At 71.1% G+C, this 16265-nt stretch carries 8 protein-coding genes; 2 read left to right on the top strand and 6 right to left on the bottom strand.

Going from position 1 to position 16265, the window contains the following annotated elements; all coding sequences use genetic code 11:
- Positions 1 to 83: 83 nt before the first annotated feature.
- Positions 84 to 1292, top strand: a complete 1209-nt coding sequence (locus AB0F17_RS45615) for an MFS transporter (protein ID WP_358036589.1) — start codon at positions 84 to 86, stop codon at positions 1290 to 1292.
- Here AB0F17_RS45615 and AB0F17_RS45610 read toward each other — a convergent pair.
- The 3 genes from AB0F17_RS45610 to AB0F17_RS45600 all read right to left on the bottom strand — a co-directional run bounded on the left by AB0F17_RS45610 (position 1274) and on the right by AB0F17_RS45600 (position 8769).
- Positions 1274 to 3679, bottom strand: a complete 2406-nt coding sequence (locus tag AB0F17_RS45610; protein ID WP_358036587.1) for a S8 family serine peptidase — start codon at positions 3677 to 3679, stop codon at positions 1274 to 1276. The two genes, AB0F17_RS45615 and AB0F17_RS45610, sit on opposite strands and share 19 nt — an antisense overlap.
- Before the next feature lie 169 nt (positions 3680 to 3848).
- Positions 3849 to 5456: a phospholipase A2 gene (locus AB0F17_RS45605; protein ID WP_358036585.1), complete on the bottom strand. Its 1608-nt coding sequence runs from the start codon at positions 5454 to 5456 to the stop codon at positions 3849 to 3851.
- A 352-nt stretch (positions 5457 to 5808) separates the two neighbouring features.
- On the bottom strand, positions 5809 to 8769 hold the full coding sequence (locus AB0F17_RS45600; RefSeq protein WP_358036583.1) for a S8 family serine peptidase: 2961 nt from the start codon (positions 8767 to 8769) through the stop codon (positions 5809 to 5811).
- 119 nt (positions 8770 to 8888) lie between these two features.
- Here AB0F17_RS45600 and AB0F17_RS45595 point away from each other — a divergent pair, with 119 nt between their 5' ends.
- Positions 8889 to 9965 carry a helix-turn-helix domain-containing protein gene (locus AB0F17_RS45595; RefSeq protein WP_358036581.1) on the top strand — a complete coding sequence of 359 codons (1077 nt, stop codon included), beginning with the start codon at positions 8889 to 8891 and terminating at the stop codon, positions 9963 to 9965.
- 49 nt (positions 9966 to 10014) lie between these two features.
- Here AB0F17_RS45595 and AB0F17_RS45590 read toward each other — a convergent pair whose 3' ends face one another.
- From AB0F17_RS45590 to AB0F17_RS45580, 3 genes are read right to left on the bottom strand one after another with little or no spacing between them, the layout of a single operon-like run.
- Positions 10015 to 12684 carry a hypothetical protein gene (locus tag AB0F17_RS45590; RefSeq protein ID WP_358036579.1) on the bottom strand — a complete coding sequence of 890 codons (2670 nt, stop codon included), beginning with the start codon at positions 12682 to 12684 and terminating at the stop codon, positions 10015 to 10017.
- 9 nt (positions 12685 to 12693) lie between these two features.
- Positions 12694 to 14976: a glycoside hydrolase family 3 N-terminal domain-containing protein gene (locus tag AB0F17_RS45585; protein WP_358036577.1), complete on the bottom strand. Its 2283-nt coding sequence runs from the start codon at positions 14974 to 14976 to the stop codon at positions 12694 to 12696.
- Positions 14963 to 16264, bottom strand: coding sequence for a glycosyl hydrolase (locus AB0F17_RS45580; protein ID WP_358036575.1), 1302 nt, complete (start codon positions 16262 to 16264; stop codon positions 14963 to 14965). The genes AB0F17_RS45585 and AB0F17_RS45580 overlap by 14 nt, the downstream gene beginning before the upstream one ends.
- Position 16265: the final 1 nt, after the last annotated feature.

Genomic DNA, 16265 nt, shown 5'->3' with positions numbered 1-16265 from the left:
ATCCTCGTCGACGCGGCGTCGGTCCGGGTGACCGCGCCGCATTCCACGCAGGCCCGCGTGGGTACCGAGAGGGCGGGGCAATCGTGAGGAGAGAACCCACCGGGCGATGGCAGGGGTACGCGGCGATCCTGGCGTTCGGAACCTTCGCCGTGGGCACGGACGCCTTCGTCATCGCCGGCATCCTCCCCGAGATCGCCCGGTCGCTGGACGTCAGCGTGGCCGCGGCGGGCCAGCTCGTCACGGTCTTCTCCATCGCCTACGCCGTGCTGGCCCCGGTGCTGGCCACGCTGACCGCGGGCTGGTCGCGGCGGGTCGTGCTGCCCGCCGGGCTGGCGCTGTTCGCCGTGGGCAACGTGATCACCGCGCTGGCCCCCGGGTACGGCCTGGTGCTGGCGGCCCGGGTGGTCGCCGCGGGCGGCGCGTCGCTCTACGCGGCGACCGCCAGCGCGACCGCGGCGGCGCTCGCCGGGGACGAGCGCCGTGGCCGGGCCATCGCGATCGTCATGTTCGGACTCACGTCGGCGCTGGCACTCGGCGCCCCGCTGGGCACCGCGGTTGGCGCGGCACTCGGCTGGCGGGCCACGATGTGGCTGGTCACGGCGTTGGCCCTGGTCGTGATCCCGGTCATCGCCGGCCGCCTGCCCGACGTCGGCCACGGCCCGGCCGGCGGGTGGCGGCGGCGACTCGCCCCGCTCGCCGACCGGCGGGTGCTCGGCGTGCTCACCACCACGGTCGTGGCGTTCACCGGGATCTACGTCCCCTACACCTACCTCAGCGCCGTGTACGAGCCGGCCACCGGCGGTCAGGGCGGCCGGTTGGCGGTGTTGCTGCTGGTGTTCGGGGTGGCCGGCACGGTGGGGAACCTGGTGGCCGGGCACTTCACCGACCGTCGCGGGCCCCGCCGCGTCGTGATCGCCGGCACGCTGCTCCTGGCCGTCGTCTTCCTCCTGGTGCCGGCGCTGCGCGGCTCGTACGCGACGGCGCTGCCGGCGGTCGCGGCCTGCGGCGTGTTCTCCTTCACGGTCACCACGCCGCAGCAGCACCTGATCATGAGTTACGCCCCGGCGGGCACGCAGCCGATGGTCGCCTCGCTGAATCAGTCCGCGGTGTACCTGGCGGTCTCGTTGTCCGGCGCGGCCGGCGGGATCGCCCTCGACGCCGCCGGCGCCGCGCTGCTCCCGCCGCTGGCGGCTGTGCTCGCCGTGGCCGCGGCCGCCCTCACCTGGTGGTACGGCCGAACGGCCGCCCGGGGCCACGGGGGCCGCGCGACAGTTCATCGGGCGGGGAAGTAGGCGTAGGCGTCCACGGAGACGGTTACCTGTGAGGTGCCCTCGTTCTTCAGCACGACCGTTCCGTCCTGCCGCAGCGCGGCCGTCGTGAAGCCGGTCGTGTCCTTGCCCGCCGGGTACGCCACCACCCGGGCGGTGCTCGGTCCGCTTTGGGGGACCACCGACACGATCCCGTTCGCGGTCGCCTTCGCGGCGACGGTCAAGCCCACGGCGGAGACGCCGGAGGAGGGGATGTCCGGCACGCCGGTGAAGGTCAGCACGCGGGTGCCGCCCGCGGTGATGGTGACGGCTTTGGCCACCGACGTCGGACGGATCGCCTTGACGGTCGATCCCCGCTGGGCGGTGGTGTAATAGCCGCTCACGTCGACGGAGATCTCCACGGTGTTGGAGCCGAGGTTGTGGAGGTTGATCTTTCCGTCGGTGCCGGGCTTGACGATGGTGAAGAACTGCGTCGCGGTGTTGGCCGGGTAGTCGATGTTGGCGTCGACGGGGTAGATGTCGCCGGCGGCGTAGGCCCGTATCGTTCCGGTGGCGGCGCTCTTCACCATCACCGTGAGCGCGACCGTCTTCACGCCGGAGGTGGGGACGCCGGTCATGTCGGAGGTCGCCAGCTGGACGTTTCCCCATGCCGGGATGACGGTCCGGTCCGCGAGCCGTACCGGGGAGATCGGCAGGTAGGTGCCGCCCACGGCGGCGTCGGCCTGGGCGCGGGTGTGGCCGTGGACGTCCAGCGTCACGCGCACCGGGCCGGTGCTCCTGTTCACCACCTTGATCTTCCCGTCCGTGCCGACCTTCGCGATGACCATGGTGGAGGTGTAGCGATTGGGGTCGTAGAAGAGCGCGTTGCCCTCCGGCTCCTGTTCGTCGGAGGGGTACACCGCCAGCGAGCCCGAGTTGAACCAGTCACCCTTGGCGGCGACGTTGAGCGCGACCGCGCGGATCCCCGAAGCGGGCAGTCCGGCCACCCCGGCGACCTGCACCGCCATGGTGGAGTTGGCGCTGAGCTGGACGTTGTCGAGGATCCGGCCGCGGGTGTGGAAGTACTGGTCGGGCCCCGGTCTCGGGTTCGCTCCCAGGGCGGCGTCGTCGAGCTGGATCCGTGGGGTCGTCGCGCCGGTATAGCTGATGCTCCTGCCGGTCTCCTTGAGCATCGACCCCAGCTCGGCCACGCCCGCGTTGGGGAAGGCCTGGCGCAACACCGCCAGCGCGCCGGCGACGTGGGGGGCGGCCATGGACGTCCCGCTCATGGAGCGATATCCGTCGCCGGGCACCGAGGAGATGACGTCGGATCCCGGAGCGAAGAGGTCCAGGAGCGGGCCGCGGTTGCTGAAGGAGGAGACCGTGTCCTCGTTGGTGGTGCTGCCCACGGCAACGGCCGAGGAGACGCAGGCCGGGGCGCTGATCGCGTCCGTGAAGCCGTTGTTGCCCGCGGCGATCACCGTGGCCACCCCGGCGGCCAGGAGGTTGTCGAAGACGGGCTTGCGGGGGTCGCCGTCGCAGGGCGCGGTGTATCTGCCGCCGCCCAGGCTCAGGTTGGCCGCGACGATGGGTAGTTCACCTTTCAGCTCCCGGACTTTCTCCAGCCCGGCCAGCTGGGCGCTGGTGAAGCTGAGCACGCACGGCGCCCCGCCCACCCCGCAGAAGTCCTCGGTGTCGAACTTGCTGAAGACCTGAAGGGCGACGATGTCAGCCCCCGGAGCGACGCCGCTGCCATCGTCGCCGTCCACGCCCTCGCCGTCACCCGCGACGATGCCGGCCACGTGCGTTCCGTGGTCGCAGTCCAGTGCGACGTCCGCGCACGGGCCGCTTTCCGAGTCCGCCGAGCCCGGCCCGTCCTGCTGGACCGTACCGTTCGGGCACAGGCTGGTGGCCGAGTAGTCGGGGTCGATGGGCGAGAAGCACGCCTCGGCCACGACCCGGCCGCCCAGGAAGGGATGGTTGACCGCCACGCCCGTGTCCAGCACCGCCACCGCGCTTCCCTCGCCCGTCAGACCTGCCGCACGCGTACGGTCGGCGCCGATGAGCGGGGTGCTCTGGCCGAGCGTCGGCGGCACCGGCCGGTCCTCCGACACGCTGACCACGCCGGGCTGGGCGGCCAGCCGTTCCAGTGCCGCCTGGTCCGCGCGCAGCGTGACCACGGGTAAGACGGACAACGTCTGGAGCACCTGCCCGGCGCTCGCCGCGGCCGGCAGGTCCGCGCGGGCCTTCGTCACCACGTTCACCCTGGTACGGGCTCCGCCTGCGAGTTTCTGCGCCAGACCGGGCTCCACCCACGGGCCCGCCGGCGTCTCCGGGCTCAGCGCCGAGGCGGAGACGTCGACGGCGACCGCCATCGAGGAGAGCAGGATCGCCGCCACAGCGATGATGCGGCGAATCAGACGTCGGTTCATTACGGTCTCCGCTCAGGACAACGAAGGAGCTTCACAACATCCACGCCTGAATCACGGCGGGTCCGGGAGAGCTGTCCGTTTCAGGCCGCGGACGCCACCACGACCGAGAGAAGGCGGCCGATGACCGGCATCGCTCTTCTTCGGTGGTGGCGTCCGCGGGCCCAGGCCATTAATCCCTGGTCGCGTTCGCGCCGTTCCTGGGATTGCCCTTGCGCACGAACTGCCGGTAGGTCCACGCGATGTTCCTGCAGAGCGGCCGCACCAACTTGTTGTACGCGGTGCAGGTCCAGTCGCGCAGAGTGGTGTAGAAGAGGACGTCTACGTCGTCCTTACGGCTCCAGTCGAGGTAGTACGGGTAATACCACCTCTTCAGGTTGTTCCCGATGAGTCCGTAGCCGTAGTCGTGCATGTCGCAGGCGGAGCGGAAATTGAATCCCGACGGAGCATCCGGCGAACTGGTGCACTGGTCGTGGTCGATGCCGACGACCCAGCGGTGGGTGGGCAACTGCCGCCACAGCGGCTTGTGCCAGCCGTAGTGCGCCGCCCAGGCCGAGCAGTTGCGGCTGTAGTACAGCCAGTGCACGGCGGCCCAGCAGGAGGCCGGGTACGACAGCGGGCCCGCGACGCCGCCGCTGGGGACACTGCCCGGAGCGGCTGAGTCGAGCGCCGGCGGCGCACTGGCGGAGGCGTCCGGCCACCGGGTGGTGGAGGTGGCGGTCGCGGCCGGCAGCGCGGAGTCGCCGGTGTAGGCCAGAGCCCAGGCGCCCGACAGGCGCGAGTCGATCGTGGTCAGCCGCCCGGTCGCGTCGTAGCCATAGGTCGCCGGCGGGATGGCGCTCTCGCGCGGGTCGGCCATGCTGCGCAGCAGACCGGCGGTGTCGTATCCGTAGCCGGCCACGGTTTCCGGCGTTCCCGAACCGGATGTCTGGGTGATCTGCTTGAGGCGGCCCGCGTAGTCGCCGAAGGCCGTGCCGGTGGCCGTGGTGGAGGTCGCGTAGATGAAGGCCAGCACGCTCTCCGGCTCCTCGCCGAGGGCGGGCTCGGTGACGGTGGCGACCCGGCCCTGCGCGTCGTACTGCACGGTCGAGGTCCCGAAGGCGTTCGTGCCGACGCGCGTCACCCTCCAGGTGTCGCCCTGGGAGACGCCCGTCTGCTGCCAGGTGTAGACCTGGTTGAGGTTGGCCGAGGTGATCGGGTTGCCGCTGTCGTCGATGAACCCGTCGTCGCCCGCTTCCGTCGTCCCGAGGCCGGTGGCGATCGTCTCGCTGATGGTGGTGCGCATCGCGGCGGCCGTCGCGTCCCACCGGGTGGTCTCGGTGAGCTTGGAGCCGTTCTCGGCCTCATAGCGCCGCACCTCGCCGCCGTCGGGGAAGGAGGCGCTGCTCTTGAGCGCGTATCGGGTCTTCTCCCCCGAGTCGAGCTCGGTGACCTGGACGGCGTCGCTGAGAATCTCGAGTTTCCGGCCGGTCGTTCCGCCGAGGAATTCGGCCTGCCAGCCCGGCCCGAACACCGACAGGTCGGCGCGGGAGGCCGGCACCGCCTTCGGCTGGGCCAGGCTGCCGTCCACGGCGGCCACGCCGTGCTTGCGGCCGATCGCGCCCGCCGAGGCGTCGATCTCGTTGAGCTCGAAGGTCTTGGTGTCGGAGAAGTACTGGCCGGGGCCGACGGGCTGGTCGCTGTCCGCCGCCGTCGTGGCGGCAGCCGCTTGCCCGGGAAGGACCGCCAGCAGGGGCAGGATCACCGCGGTGACCGCCGTGACGATGGTTAATCGCCTCATGAAGCTCTCCTTACGTCGTAGGCAGAGATGCTCGCGGCGCCGCGGACACGACCGCTGGCGCGAGTGGCGAGGATGTACCTTTCGTGGAGCGCAAGGCTCCCCGCGTGCGGCGGGGAACAGTGCTCAAAATGTATGGAGAGATCGGCGACCAGTCTTCAACCCCCGGTTTGAACCGGCGGTCCACCATCCGCGGTAGCCGCTGCCACCTCGTTCGCTTACACCGGGACGCGGTCTACCACGGAAGTCGCAGACGCGGCGCCTTCCCCCGCTGCCGGGTCCGCGGATGGTCGAATCGGCGGCACGCAACCGCTCCCGGCGACGACCGGGCGTCACCGGGAGCGGCTGCGACAGATCAGTTGATCGTGATGATCGTCCCCCTGCCGTTGGGGTACTCGATGTAGCCGGTGTTCGTGCGCTCAGTCGCCTTTGTCCAAGCCGCGGTCAGCGAGAACGGCGTGCCAACGGTCACCTTCGGATCGGCGGGTGTCACGGTGAGCGTGCCGCGCGCGTTGTTCGAGGTCACGACGTTCGTCTGGGTCGTGAACGCCGTGGACGTGGTGCCGGGCAGGTCGCCGAGTGTCAGCACGGCCAGGATGTACTTGCCGGGCCGCGGATCGCCCAGCACCAGGCGGTGGTCGCCGTCCAGGCTGAACACCCAGGACAGCAACTGGCGCGTGCCGTTCTCCTCCTCGTACATGAGCGCGCCGCCGACCTGGGCCCGGGGGTCCACCGCGCGGATCTTGACCGCGGCGGCCTTGGCGCCCTCGGGCACCGTGAACGGGACCTCGCGACCCCACTCTTCGCTCTCGTTGACGCTGCCCGGCACGTCGTCCGCCGACACCAGGCCGTACGGGCTGACCGAGAACTTCCGCACCCCCGGGGTCACCTCGAAGGTGAGCGAGCCATCGGCGCCGGTGCCCTTCTCCTCGGTGGGCGCCCGCGCGCTCAGCGCGGTGGCCACGATCGCGCTGCGCACGCTCGTGCCCACACCGGTCCAGGTGAGCTTGCCGGTGACGGTGGCCGCGGTGGCCTCCGGCAGCATGTCCATGCTGACGGTGAACTCCTTGGTCTCACCCGCCTTCTTGAAGACCAGAACGGACGGCTTGACCTTGGTCCTGAAGCCGGGCAGCTCGATCTCCGACCGGTAGACGCCCGGCTTGACCGCGGTGACCTTGCGGGTGACCGTACGAGAGCCGAAGAGCGCTGCGACGGAGATGGTCGGATAGTTCAGATCGGAGCCGGCCAGAGGCTTGACGCCGGTGCCGGTCTTGATGCCGAGGCCCTCCAGGAAGCCGTACCAGTCCTTGGCGCCGGCGTCGTAGACCAGGCCGGGCGTGAGCATGCGGGCCGGGTCGACGTGGCCGGAGCCCTGGGCGAAGAGGTCCGGGGTCTTGGTGTCGTAGGCGGTGGTCATCATGGCCGACTTGATCGCCATCGGTGACATGAGCGGATGTCTGCCGAGGTAGAGGGCGGCCAGGCCGGCGATGTGCGGGGCGGCCATCGAGGTGCCGGAGTAGAAGTCGAAGTTCTTGCCGGCGTTGCCCGGGGGCGCCACGGCGGCCAGGATGGCCGCGCCGGGCGCGGTGATGTCCGGCTTGAGCAGGTCACCCTTGGCGGAGACCGAGGGACCGCGCGAGGAGAAGCTCGTGACCGCCGGGTACGGCACACTGTCCGAGGAGATCGGGCGCAGGGTGGCCGTGGCGCCCGCGGTGGCCGCGTACGCGGCGATCTTGCCCGTGTCCGGGGTGTTGACGTGCACGGTCGGCACAGCGTGCAGGTCGGCTTCGGTGTCCTGGTCGGACGGGTTGCCCAGCACCATGCCGACGCCGCCGGCCCGCTTGACCTCGGCCGACTTGTCCACGCGGGCGGTCGTCCCGCGCTCGCAGTAGATGATCTTCCCGGCGGTCTTGGCGGGATCGAGCGAGCCGGCCACGCAGAGCCGCGCGTCGCCGTCGGTGGCCGTGCCGGTCTTCACCGACACAGCCGTGGCCAGCGTCTTGGGGCCGAGCGGGGCGACGACCGTGGTGCTCGTACCGCGGTAACGGCTGCCGTCGCCCAACTGGATCTCGGCCCGGTACGGCGCGATGGTGCCGGCCGCGACCGTAGTGACCCACGGCGAGGTGTTGTCCAGCGTGGACGGGATGGGCCCGGAATTGCCGCCCGCGGCCGAGACGAAGATGCCGGACCCGGCGGCGGCCAGGAAGGCGAGCTGCACCGGGGCGTCGGCGGCCGACTCGAACAGGCTGCCGACCGAGTAGTTGATCACATCGACGCCGTCGGCGACCGCCTGGTCGATGGCCGCGACGATGTCGGAGGTGTAGCCGCCGGTCGTCCCACCGTCCTTGCCCTTCCAGAGCGCCTTGTAGACGGCGATGGCCGCGCCGGGCGCGACGCCGGAGATCGTTCCGTAGTCGATGCCGTTGGCGGCGGCCGGGACGGCGTGGTTGCCCGCCGCGGTGCCGGCGGTGTGCGAGCCGTGGCCCTGCGCGTCGCGCGGGGAGATGTAGTCGTCGCGCTGCTCGGGCGGGTTGAACTTCATCCACAGCTCGCCGAAGTAGCGGCTGCTGATGATCTTCTGGTTGCACAGGTTCGCGGCGAACTCCTCGCCGCTCTGGCACAGGCCGGTGAAGCTGGAGCCGTCGGCCTTCTTCATGACCGTGACCCCGTCCTTGAGATAGGGCCGGTACGGGTCGGCGTACGTGGGCGGCTTCGTGCCGAGGGCCGGTCCCGCGAAGGAGGGGTTCTCCGGCCAGATGCCGGTGTCGATGACGCCGACGACCACGCCCTTGCCCGCCTTGCCCGTCCCGCCCAGCTTGGTCCACAGGCCGCGGTCACCGGACAGGCCGAGGAAGTCGGTGGAGTTGCGGTCGTCCAATGCCTTGTGCAGGGTGTCCGGGACGACGGAGACCACCCCCTGGGTCGTGTACAGCCGCAGCGCCTGGGCCGGGGTGAGCTCGGCGGTGAAGCTGTTGGAGGCGACCGCCAGGTGGACCATGGCCACCGCGCCGACACTGCGGGCTACCTCGTCCTGTCGCTTGGTCAGGCGCTCGCGGTAGCGCTCGGCGTGGTCGCTGGAGGTGTCGACCTTCTTGCCCTCGCCGCCCTTGGTGGGCGCGATGCCCTCCACGCCGCCGTCGTAGGTGGCCAGCGGCGGCTCGGCCAGGGTGACGATGTACGAGGTGGGGGTGGCGGGTGAAGCCGTGGCGGAGGGTGCCGACGCCGCGGCGGGTGGGGCGACGGCCGGAGCGGCGGCGGTGACCGCCAGTGCTGCGACCAGCGCCAGCGCGCGGTGAACGCGGAGGTTGGGGGACATCGCTCCTCTAGGGGGATGAGCCTGGTCACCCGTCCGGGGATGATCAGCCGGAGGGCCGATACGGAGTCAACGCCCAGTGAAGATCTCTGTCGAGATATAGTGCTGACATTTTCGGCCACATGACTAAAAACGACATTTTCGGCAGGTGCTCGTTGGTAGATGGGTCCGTGCTCGGCGCGGTGGGCATCACGGACTTCGATGAGCGGGTGTACCGGCTGCTGCTGCGCATGCCCGGCCGGCGGACGGGGGACTTGGCGGCGGGGCTGGGCGTCGGCCCGGCAAGGGTGCGCCCCGCGCTGGCCCGCCTGGTCGAGGGCGGGCTGCTGCGCCGTACCGGACCCGGCCGGTACGAGGCGGTGCCGCCGGAGGCGGCGATCAAGTGGCTGGTGGACCGGCGGCGCCTGGAGACCGAGGCCCGGCTGGCCGAGGTCAGGACGGTCGTCTCGGACTTCGAGCAGCTCTACCACTCCGGCCGGATGGCGGCCGCGCCGAACGGGGTCGTGGAGATCCTGGCCGGGCAGGAGGCCGTCAAGCGGGTCATGACCGAGTTGCAGCGGACGGTCAGCGTGGAAGTGCTCGGCTTCGACCGCCCGCCGTACCTGGGGCGCCCGGACGACTCTCAGGACACCAACCAGTCAGAGCTGGACGGCACGCGGAACCTGCTGGCGCGCGGGGTGGACATCCGCGTGGTCTACTGCCCCGAGTCCCTGGACCGCCCCGGCCGTCTGGAGACGCTGGTACGACTCGCGGAAGAGGGAGAGCGGTCCCGGTTCGTCGCGCACCTGCCGTTCAAGCTACGCATCGTCGACCGCAAGGCCGGCCTGTTCCCGCTGGTGGACGGGGTCTACGACAACATCGCGCTGCTGCACCCCTCGCGGCTGCTCGACGCGCTGGTGGAACTGTTCGACTTCTACTGGGAGCGCGGGCGGCCTCTGGCGGGCCTTCCGGGCGCCGGCATGCCGGACACGGGGCTCGCGCGCACCAGGCTTCCGGACGCGGCGAAGGAGCGGCCGGCCGAGGAGGACCTGCTCGTGCTGCGCCTGCTGAACGCCGGGCTCAAGGACGAGGCCATCGGCCGGCACCTCGGGGTCAGCGCCCGGACGGCCACCCGCAAGATCGCCGTCATGGTGGAGCGCCTCGGCGTGACGACCCGCTTCCAGGCCGGCGCGGAAGCCGCGGCCCGCGGCTGGCTCTGACCCGGCCGCCCCCTCTCCTTGTGCCCGGAGAGGGGGCGGGCTTTCGCGGTCAGTTGCCTCGCAGGACGGTCGTGGCCTTGTTGCCGGCGTAGTCCTCCAGGATGGCGACCACCTTGCTGGTGGCACCGGACATGGTCACCGTTTCGGCGGCACGGGTGGTGCGGCCGCGGATGATGTACGGCTTGGCGCCCGAGCCGTAGGTCGTCGCGAACGACTTCGCCTGGCCGTCCTCAAGGATGGTCAGGGTGTGCCAGTCCGGAAGGGCCGGCCGGGAGAAGGTGAACGTGTTCCCGTTGATCGCCACCGCCGAGGCCGGATAGGGGCTGATCTCGGTGTCGGCGAACGTCCCGCGTACCCCGGTGGTCGTGCCCGTTCCCGACCGCAGGGTGAGGAGGTGATCGCCGCCGTTGACGGGTACGCCGGTCAGCGTCGTGCCCGTGCTCGTTCCGGACAGTGCGACCTCCTTGGTGTACGGGTGGGCGGTGTCGAGGCTCTGCACCTTCAGCGTGATGGGCTCGCCGTTCGCCCGTGGGGTCCAGCTTGCCGTCAGCGTGCCGTCCGGCTTCGCCGACGCCTTCACCCCACCTGGCGCCGTGGACAGGTCGAACGTCGTGGTCGCCGCCGGGCTTTCCGACCCGTCCGGGCCGACCGCCACCAGCTTGATCGTTCCCGACGTGGCCGTGAACCGCTTGACGTAGTAGACGTCGTCGTAGACCCCGCCGAGATAGGTGTCGTCGAGGTAGACGTCGTAGCGGCGTACCTTGTCGTAACCGGAGCGCTTCCAGGACAGGAACAGCTCTCCGGTCTCGGGGAGCAGTTCGGTGATGCGCAGGTCCTGCGGCATGACAGGGGTGTTGTCCTTGCCGTCGCGCAGGGCCAGGGAGCCGAGGTTGACCTGATATCCCGGGATGGGGCGGGCGCCGGCCGCGACGACCAGGCCGAGCGCGGCGACGCGCTGACCGGCGTACGCCGACAGGTCCGCCGTCCCGGTGGTCCAGCCCGTGGTGTGCCGGCCCGAGCCGGTCAGCGGGAGCTGGATCACCTTGGCCGGGTCGGAGGCGAGGACGAGGCCGAGCCGGAGTTCGGAGTCGTCGCTCGCCGAGGGCTTGTTGTAGGTCAGGTCGAGGGTTGAGCGCTTGGTGAGCTGCAGGTCCGTCTTGTACAGGCGCGCGGTGTTGTCGCTGTCCAGGGTGCCGCTGAGGACGAGGGAGCTGCCGCCGTTGTAGGCGCCGATCTTCTGGTACGAGAACCGGCTCGCCGCTGTGTACGCGGGGCCGTAGTCGAAGTCGGCGCTGAGGGGGGTTCCGGCCGCGTCGATCCACCACTGCCAGGTCACCGGGAGGTCCTGGAGGTTGACGTTCCCCCACTCCTTCGGGTTGGACAGCCGGCCCTTGGTCCAGGTGGACAGGCCGTGGCCGGTGTTGAAGGAGGTGGCGAACGTGGTGCCGCCGATGACGGAGCGTTCGGCGATGTACTTCGAGATTCCCTTCCAGGTGCCCTCTGGTGTGGTGGCGCCCTGTGAGGAGCCGGTCCACCAGCGGCGTTCCCGGTCGAAGACGTCTCGCTGGGCGGCGTCGTCGGTCTTGCCGGCGTAGTCGGAGGAGACGAAGTCGGCGCCGAGGGTGGCGATGGCGTTCATCGGCGCACCGGCGGCGTCGAGATTGTCATCGAGGTTGTACGGCTGGTTGAACTGGTACTGCCCGGCCTCGACGCCGGCGAAGACGCTCTTGCGGGCGTTCAGGCCGAGGCCGGCGGCGTAGCTCTTGGAGTTGGTGAGCTTGGTCTTGTTCCACCAGTAGTTGAGGAAGATGGAGTCGGACACGTCGCCGACCTGAGCGTCGCGCACGAACGGGCCGTTGACCGAGTTGAACTCGTTCTGGTACGAAATGGCGCCGGTGGAGCTGTTGATCGAGTCGTACCACTGCACATAGACGCCGCCCTCGCGCAGTTGCCGCAGGAACTGCTTGTAGGCCGGGATGTCGGCCGGCGCGAGCTTCGCCTCCTGGTTGATGAAGTAGCCGTCGAAGCCGTAGAACTTGGCGAGCTGGATGAGCTTGGCGGCGACGGGGAAGCCGCCGTCGGCGTCGCGGACCAGGAGCTCGGCGTAGGTCTGGTCGCCGCGGTCGTTGTCGGAGAAGAAGACGCACCCCAGTGAGCGCACCCCGTTCGCGTGGGCCGCGTTGGTGTAGCCGGGGTTGGGCAGGTTGAGCATCCCGAACTCGAACCACTTCTCCCGCCAGTCCTTGGTCGGGTCGTAGTAGCTCACCGGCACCCCCTCGGTGGGCATGCCGTGCCAGGAGGCGTAGAAGTCGGCGTACTGCCAGTAGTTGAAGAGGTACTGGCTGAACTCGTTGGTGTAAGGGTGGCTTTCGAAGAAGGCGTTGCCGTAGTCACCGGCCAGTGTCAGCAGCTGAGTGTCGGCGGGCAGGGCCGGCACGCGCTGCGTGGCGGCGTTGGCGGCGTTGCGCTTCTGGAGCGGCACCTTGGCGCGTAACAGCTCGGCGTGGGCGTCGTCGGCGGGGTTCCAGCGCAGCAGGTCGGTGACGGAGTAGCCGTGCTGGTAGGGCTGGTCGGCGCCGGCCGCGCTGTCACCCGGCCAGGGCAGCGTGTCGCTGGCCGCAGCGCCTCCGGCGGCGAGCACGACGGTGAGCATCGCGGCCAGGGCGGCGGTGCCCGCGCGGGTCGTCACCCGTCTGCCGGTGCGATGTGAACGGGCCATCACAACTCCTCACTGTTGAGAATGAGCTGGGTTGCTGAGCGGACTGATGGTCTCGTGGAGGTCTTCGACGTACAGGTCGGTGACGGCCCGGTCCGCCGCGCCCTCGGCGAAGCAGCGCGCCGCGGGCAGGTTCCAGACGACGGTGACGCGGGCGCCCGGCGGGACGGTGACCCTGCGGAAAGCGAGCAGCTCGCGCAGGCGAGGCAGCACGACACCTCCGGTACGGCGCCCGAACAGCGGCACGACCACCTCGGCATCGGCGTCGGCGGGGTTGACGACCTCGACACTCACCCGGACCGTGGCCGCCTCCGCTGATGCCGTCAGGCCGTCGAACAGCACGGGCCGGTAGCGCAGGCCGGAGCCGAAGGGGAAGAGCACCGGGTCCGGCGCGTCCTGGTAGACACCGTGGGCCGGGTGCCGGTCGTTGTGGCGAACCGGCACGGCCCCCGGATGGCGTGGCGCGGTGAACGGCAGGCGGCCGACCGGCTCGTAGCCGCCGAGCAGCGCGTCGACGATCGCGTGGCCTCCGTGCGGACCGGGGTAGCCGGCCCACAGCAGAGCGTCGGTGTGGGCCAGTACACCGGTGAGCACATGCGGACGGCCGGCGATGACGACGGCCACCACGGGGCAGCGGGCCCGCGCACGGACGGCGGCGACCAGGTCGTCCTGACCGCCGGGCAGGGAGAGGTCGGCCAGGTCCACGCCTTCCCCGGCGGTGGCGACGATCGCCGGGCCGGCGATCGCTCCGTTGGCGGCGAAGTCCTCCGCGTACGTGCGGTGGCTCGTCCCGCCGAGCGCCAGGATCACGGCGTCGGCGCCGCTCAGCTCAGCCGCCGTGGGCACGCCGGACACGCACCTCACCTCGGCGCCGCTCAGGTCGGCCGCCGTCGGCGCTCCGGATACGCACCTCACCTCGGCGTGGGGTAGCGCCTGCCGCAGGGCGAGGTCCAGGCAGGCGGCCGACCCCTCGGGCAGGGGCGGCACGTAGTCCCCCAGCAGGGCGGTGACGTCGCGGGCGTTCGGGCCGACGACGACCACCTTGGTCAGCGCCCGCCGGTCGAGGGGCAGGAACCCGCCGCCGTTGTGCAGCAGGACCAGGGACTGCCGGGCCAGCCGACGGGACAGGCCGTCGGCGGTGCGACCGGCCAGGGCGAGCGTGACCCCGGGCGCGGTGACCGCAGGTGGGCTCTCCGCGAGCAGGCCCACGCGCTGCTTGAGCGTGAGCACCCGGCGGCAGGCGGTGTCGACCAGTTCGGCCACCCTCGGGTTCTCGGTGGCGGCCTGCTCCAGCAGGCCGAAGGACTCGTCCCAGAGCGACAGATCCACGCCGGCCTCGAGCGCCGCCACGGCGGCGGCCGTCGCGTCGCCCGTCATCGCGGTGAGCCGATCGACGGCCAGGCCGTCGGCCATGACGATGCCGTCGAAGCCGCATTCAGCCCGCAGGAAGCCGGTGAGCAGGTCGCGGTTGGCGCAGCACGGCACCCCGTCGATGTCGTTGTAGGCCGCCATGAATCCCAGCGCCCCGGCCTCCACCCCGGCCCGGACGGCGGGGAGGTGCAGCTCGCGCAGGTCGCGGGGGCCGATGACGGCGGATTGTCCGTTGCGCCCGCCGACCGCTTCACCTTGGGCGGCCAGATGCTTGAGCACGATCGAGACTCCCCCGCGCCCCACCTCGGCGCGGTCGAGGCCCTGCATGCCGATCACCAACGCCCTGGTGAGCTCGGCGGCCAGCAGCGGATCCTCTCCGAAGCACTCCTCCGCCCGGCCCCAGCGTGGGTCTCGCAGTAGGTCGAGCGCGGATACCAGGGCCAGGTGCACCCCGCTGGCCGCGAGCTCGGCCGCGACGGCGGCCGCGGCCTCGGCCAACAGCGCCGGATCCCACCCCGCGGCCACCGCGAGATTGGCGGGCAGCAGCGTCCCGCCCAGCGCCTGGTGCCCGTGCGGGGCCTCCTCGGACAGCAGCACCCCGATGCGGTGCCCGCCGGCCCGCGACACCTCGTCCTGGATGAGGGCGGCGACCTCGGCGCGTTCCTCCGGCCGGATGCCGTCGGCCCACGACCGGCCCGACCAGGCGTCGGCGCGGAAGACCCCGTACAGGGCGCCGAGCCCGCCCCACCGGTCCAGCTCGGCACGGGCGAGGTCGGTGAGCCGGAAGCCGCCCCCGGGAGCCCGCTCGACGGCTTGCCACCCGAGGAGGCGCTGGTTGAGCTGGCCGACCTTCTCCCGCAAGGAAAGTTCGGAGAGCAGCAGTTCCACGACGCCGCTGCCGCTGCCGGGGTCAACGCTCAGCATGCGCGGCCGTCCTGTTGAGTACCTCCACGTCGCTGACGGAGCTGTAGAACGTGCGCCCCGTCGGCTCGGCGTGGACGAGCCGTTCGATGCCGCGGGCGCGCAGCTCCGCCGGGTCGCCCGCGATCGTGGAGGTGACCACGGCGGGGCGGGCTCCCGCGCGGGCGCGGCTCATCCAGGTCTCGAAGACGCCGCCGCCGGGAGAGAGCTCCGCCCGGGACACGGGGAGGTCCTCGGCGTCGACCGGGACGACGACGGCCTCCCGTCGTGGGGAGGGGCGTGGCCGGTGCCGCAGTTCCGCGGCCAGTTCGGCGAAGCGCCTGCCGATCGGCTTGACGGTGGCGTCGGCGCCGATCAGGCCGAGGCTGTACTCCAGGTCGGGGAAGTCGGCCAGCCCGCGTTCCACGTTGTGCGAGCACCACCACGTGACACCCCACAGGGCGTCGCTGTCGGCCGCCGCCCGCACGGTCTCCTCGCAGAAGCCGGGCGCCTGGTCCTCGGTGAGGTGGTTGAGCGGCGCGCCGACCTCCTGCAGCCACACCGGGCGGGCCGGGTCGAGGGCGAAGGCGCGCGACAGCTCGATGAGGTACGCGGCGTGGCTGACGCTTTCGTGCGACATCGCGCCGTACCCCTGCGCCGTGCCGTTGAAGATCCACGAGTGGATCACGCTCATCTGGCCGTGCCGGGAGGAGTGCGCGGGGGTGAAGGCGTGACCGTCGGCGTACCAGACGGCGTCGTATTCGGCGTTGAGCCGGAAATGGCGCCGGTCGCGCGGACCTTCGCCGTGCAGCGCCCGGAGCCAGGCCGTGACCTGCTGCGCGGTGGCCGGCATCGGGCTCGGGTGCAGGGCGGAGGTGAACTGGTTGACCTCGTTGCCCAGGGTCAGGCCGAGGAAGTTGGGCAGGTCGTGCAGGTGCTCGTCGAGGGCCTCGACCAATCGGGCCTGCGCGCCGATCGCGTCGGGGTCGGTGAACATGCTGCGCCGGTGCCAGTCCGTCAGCCAGCTCGGCACGAAGTCGAAGCCCGACAGATGTCCCTGAAGGACGTCGACGCTGGCGTCGAGGCCGGCTTCGCCGGCGATCTCCACGACGTGACGCACGTCGTGGAGGGCGCGGCGGCGGATCAGCGTCCGGTTCGGCTGCAGAACGGGCCACAGCGGCATGACGCGGACGTGATCCAGGCCGAGATCGGCCAGGGCCTTCATGTCGCGCCGGGTGACCGCCCAGTCCGGATCCAGCCAGGAGTAGAACCAGTCCCGGGAGGGCGTGTAGTTGACCCCGAATCTCAGCATT

Origin of the sequence: Nonomuraea sp. NPDC026600, from assembly GCF_040638335.1 — a bacterium.
GTDB lineage: Bacteria > Actinomycetota > Actinomycetes > Streptosporangiales > Streptosporangiaceae > Nonomuraea.
Note: the sequence above shows the minus strand (reverse complement) of the source record. Positions and strands in the feature narration are given on the sequence as shown.

Excerpts from the sequence above, each read along its gene's own strand:
- AB0F17_RS45580 (WP_358036575.1), bottom strand. The coding sequence starts at position 16,264 with ATGCTGAGATTCGGGGTCAACTACACGCCCTCCCGGGACTGGTTCTAC.
- AB0F17_RS45595 (WP_358036581.1), top strand. The coding sequence starts at position 8,889 with ATGACTAAAAACGACATTTTCGGCAGGTGCTCGTTGGTAGATGGGTCC.
- AB0F17_RS45600 (WP_358036583.1), bottom strand. The coding sequence starts at position 8,769 with ATGTCCCCCAACCTCCGCGTTCACCGCGCGCTGGCGCTGGTCGCAGCA.
- AB0F17_RS45590 (WP_358036579.1), bottom strand. The coding sequence starts at position 12,684 with ATGGCCCGTTCACATCGCACCGGCAGACGGGTGACGACCCGCGCGGGC.
- AB0F17_RS45610 (WP_358036587.1), bottom strand. The coding sequence starts at position 3,679 with ATGAACCGACGTCTGATTCGCCGCATCATCGCTGTGGCGGCGATCCTG.
- AB0F17_RS45585 (WP_358036577.1), bottom strand. The coding sequence starts at position 14,976 with ATGCTGAGCGTTGACCCCGGCAGCGGCAGCGGCGTCGTGGAACTGCTG.
- AB0F17_RS45605 (WP_358036585.1), bottom strand. The coding sequence starts at position 5,456 with ATGAGGCGATTAACCATCGTCACGGCGGTCACCGCGGTGATCCTGCCC.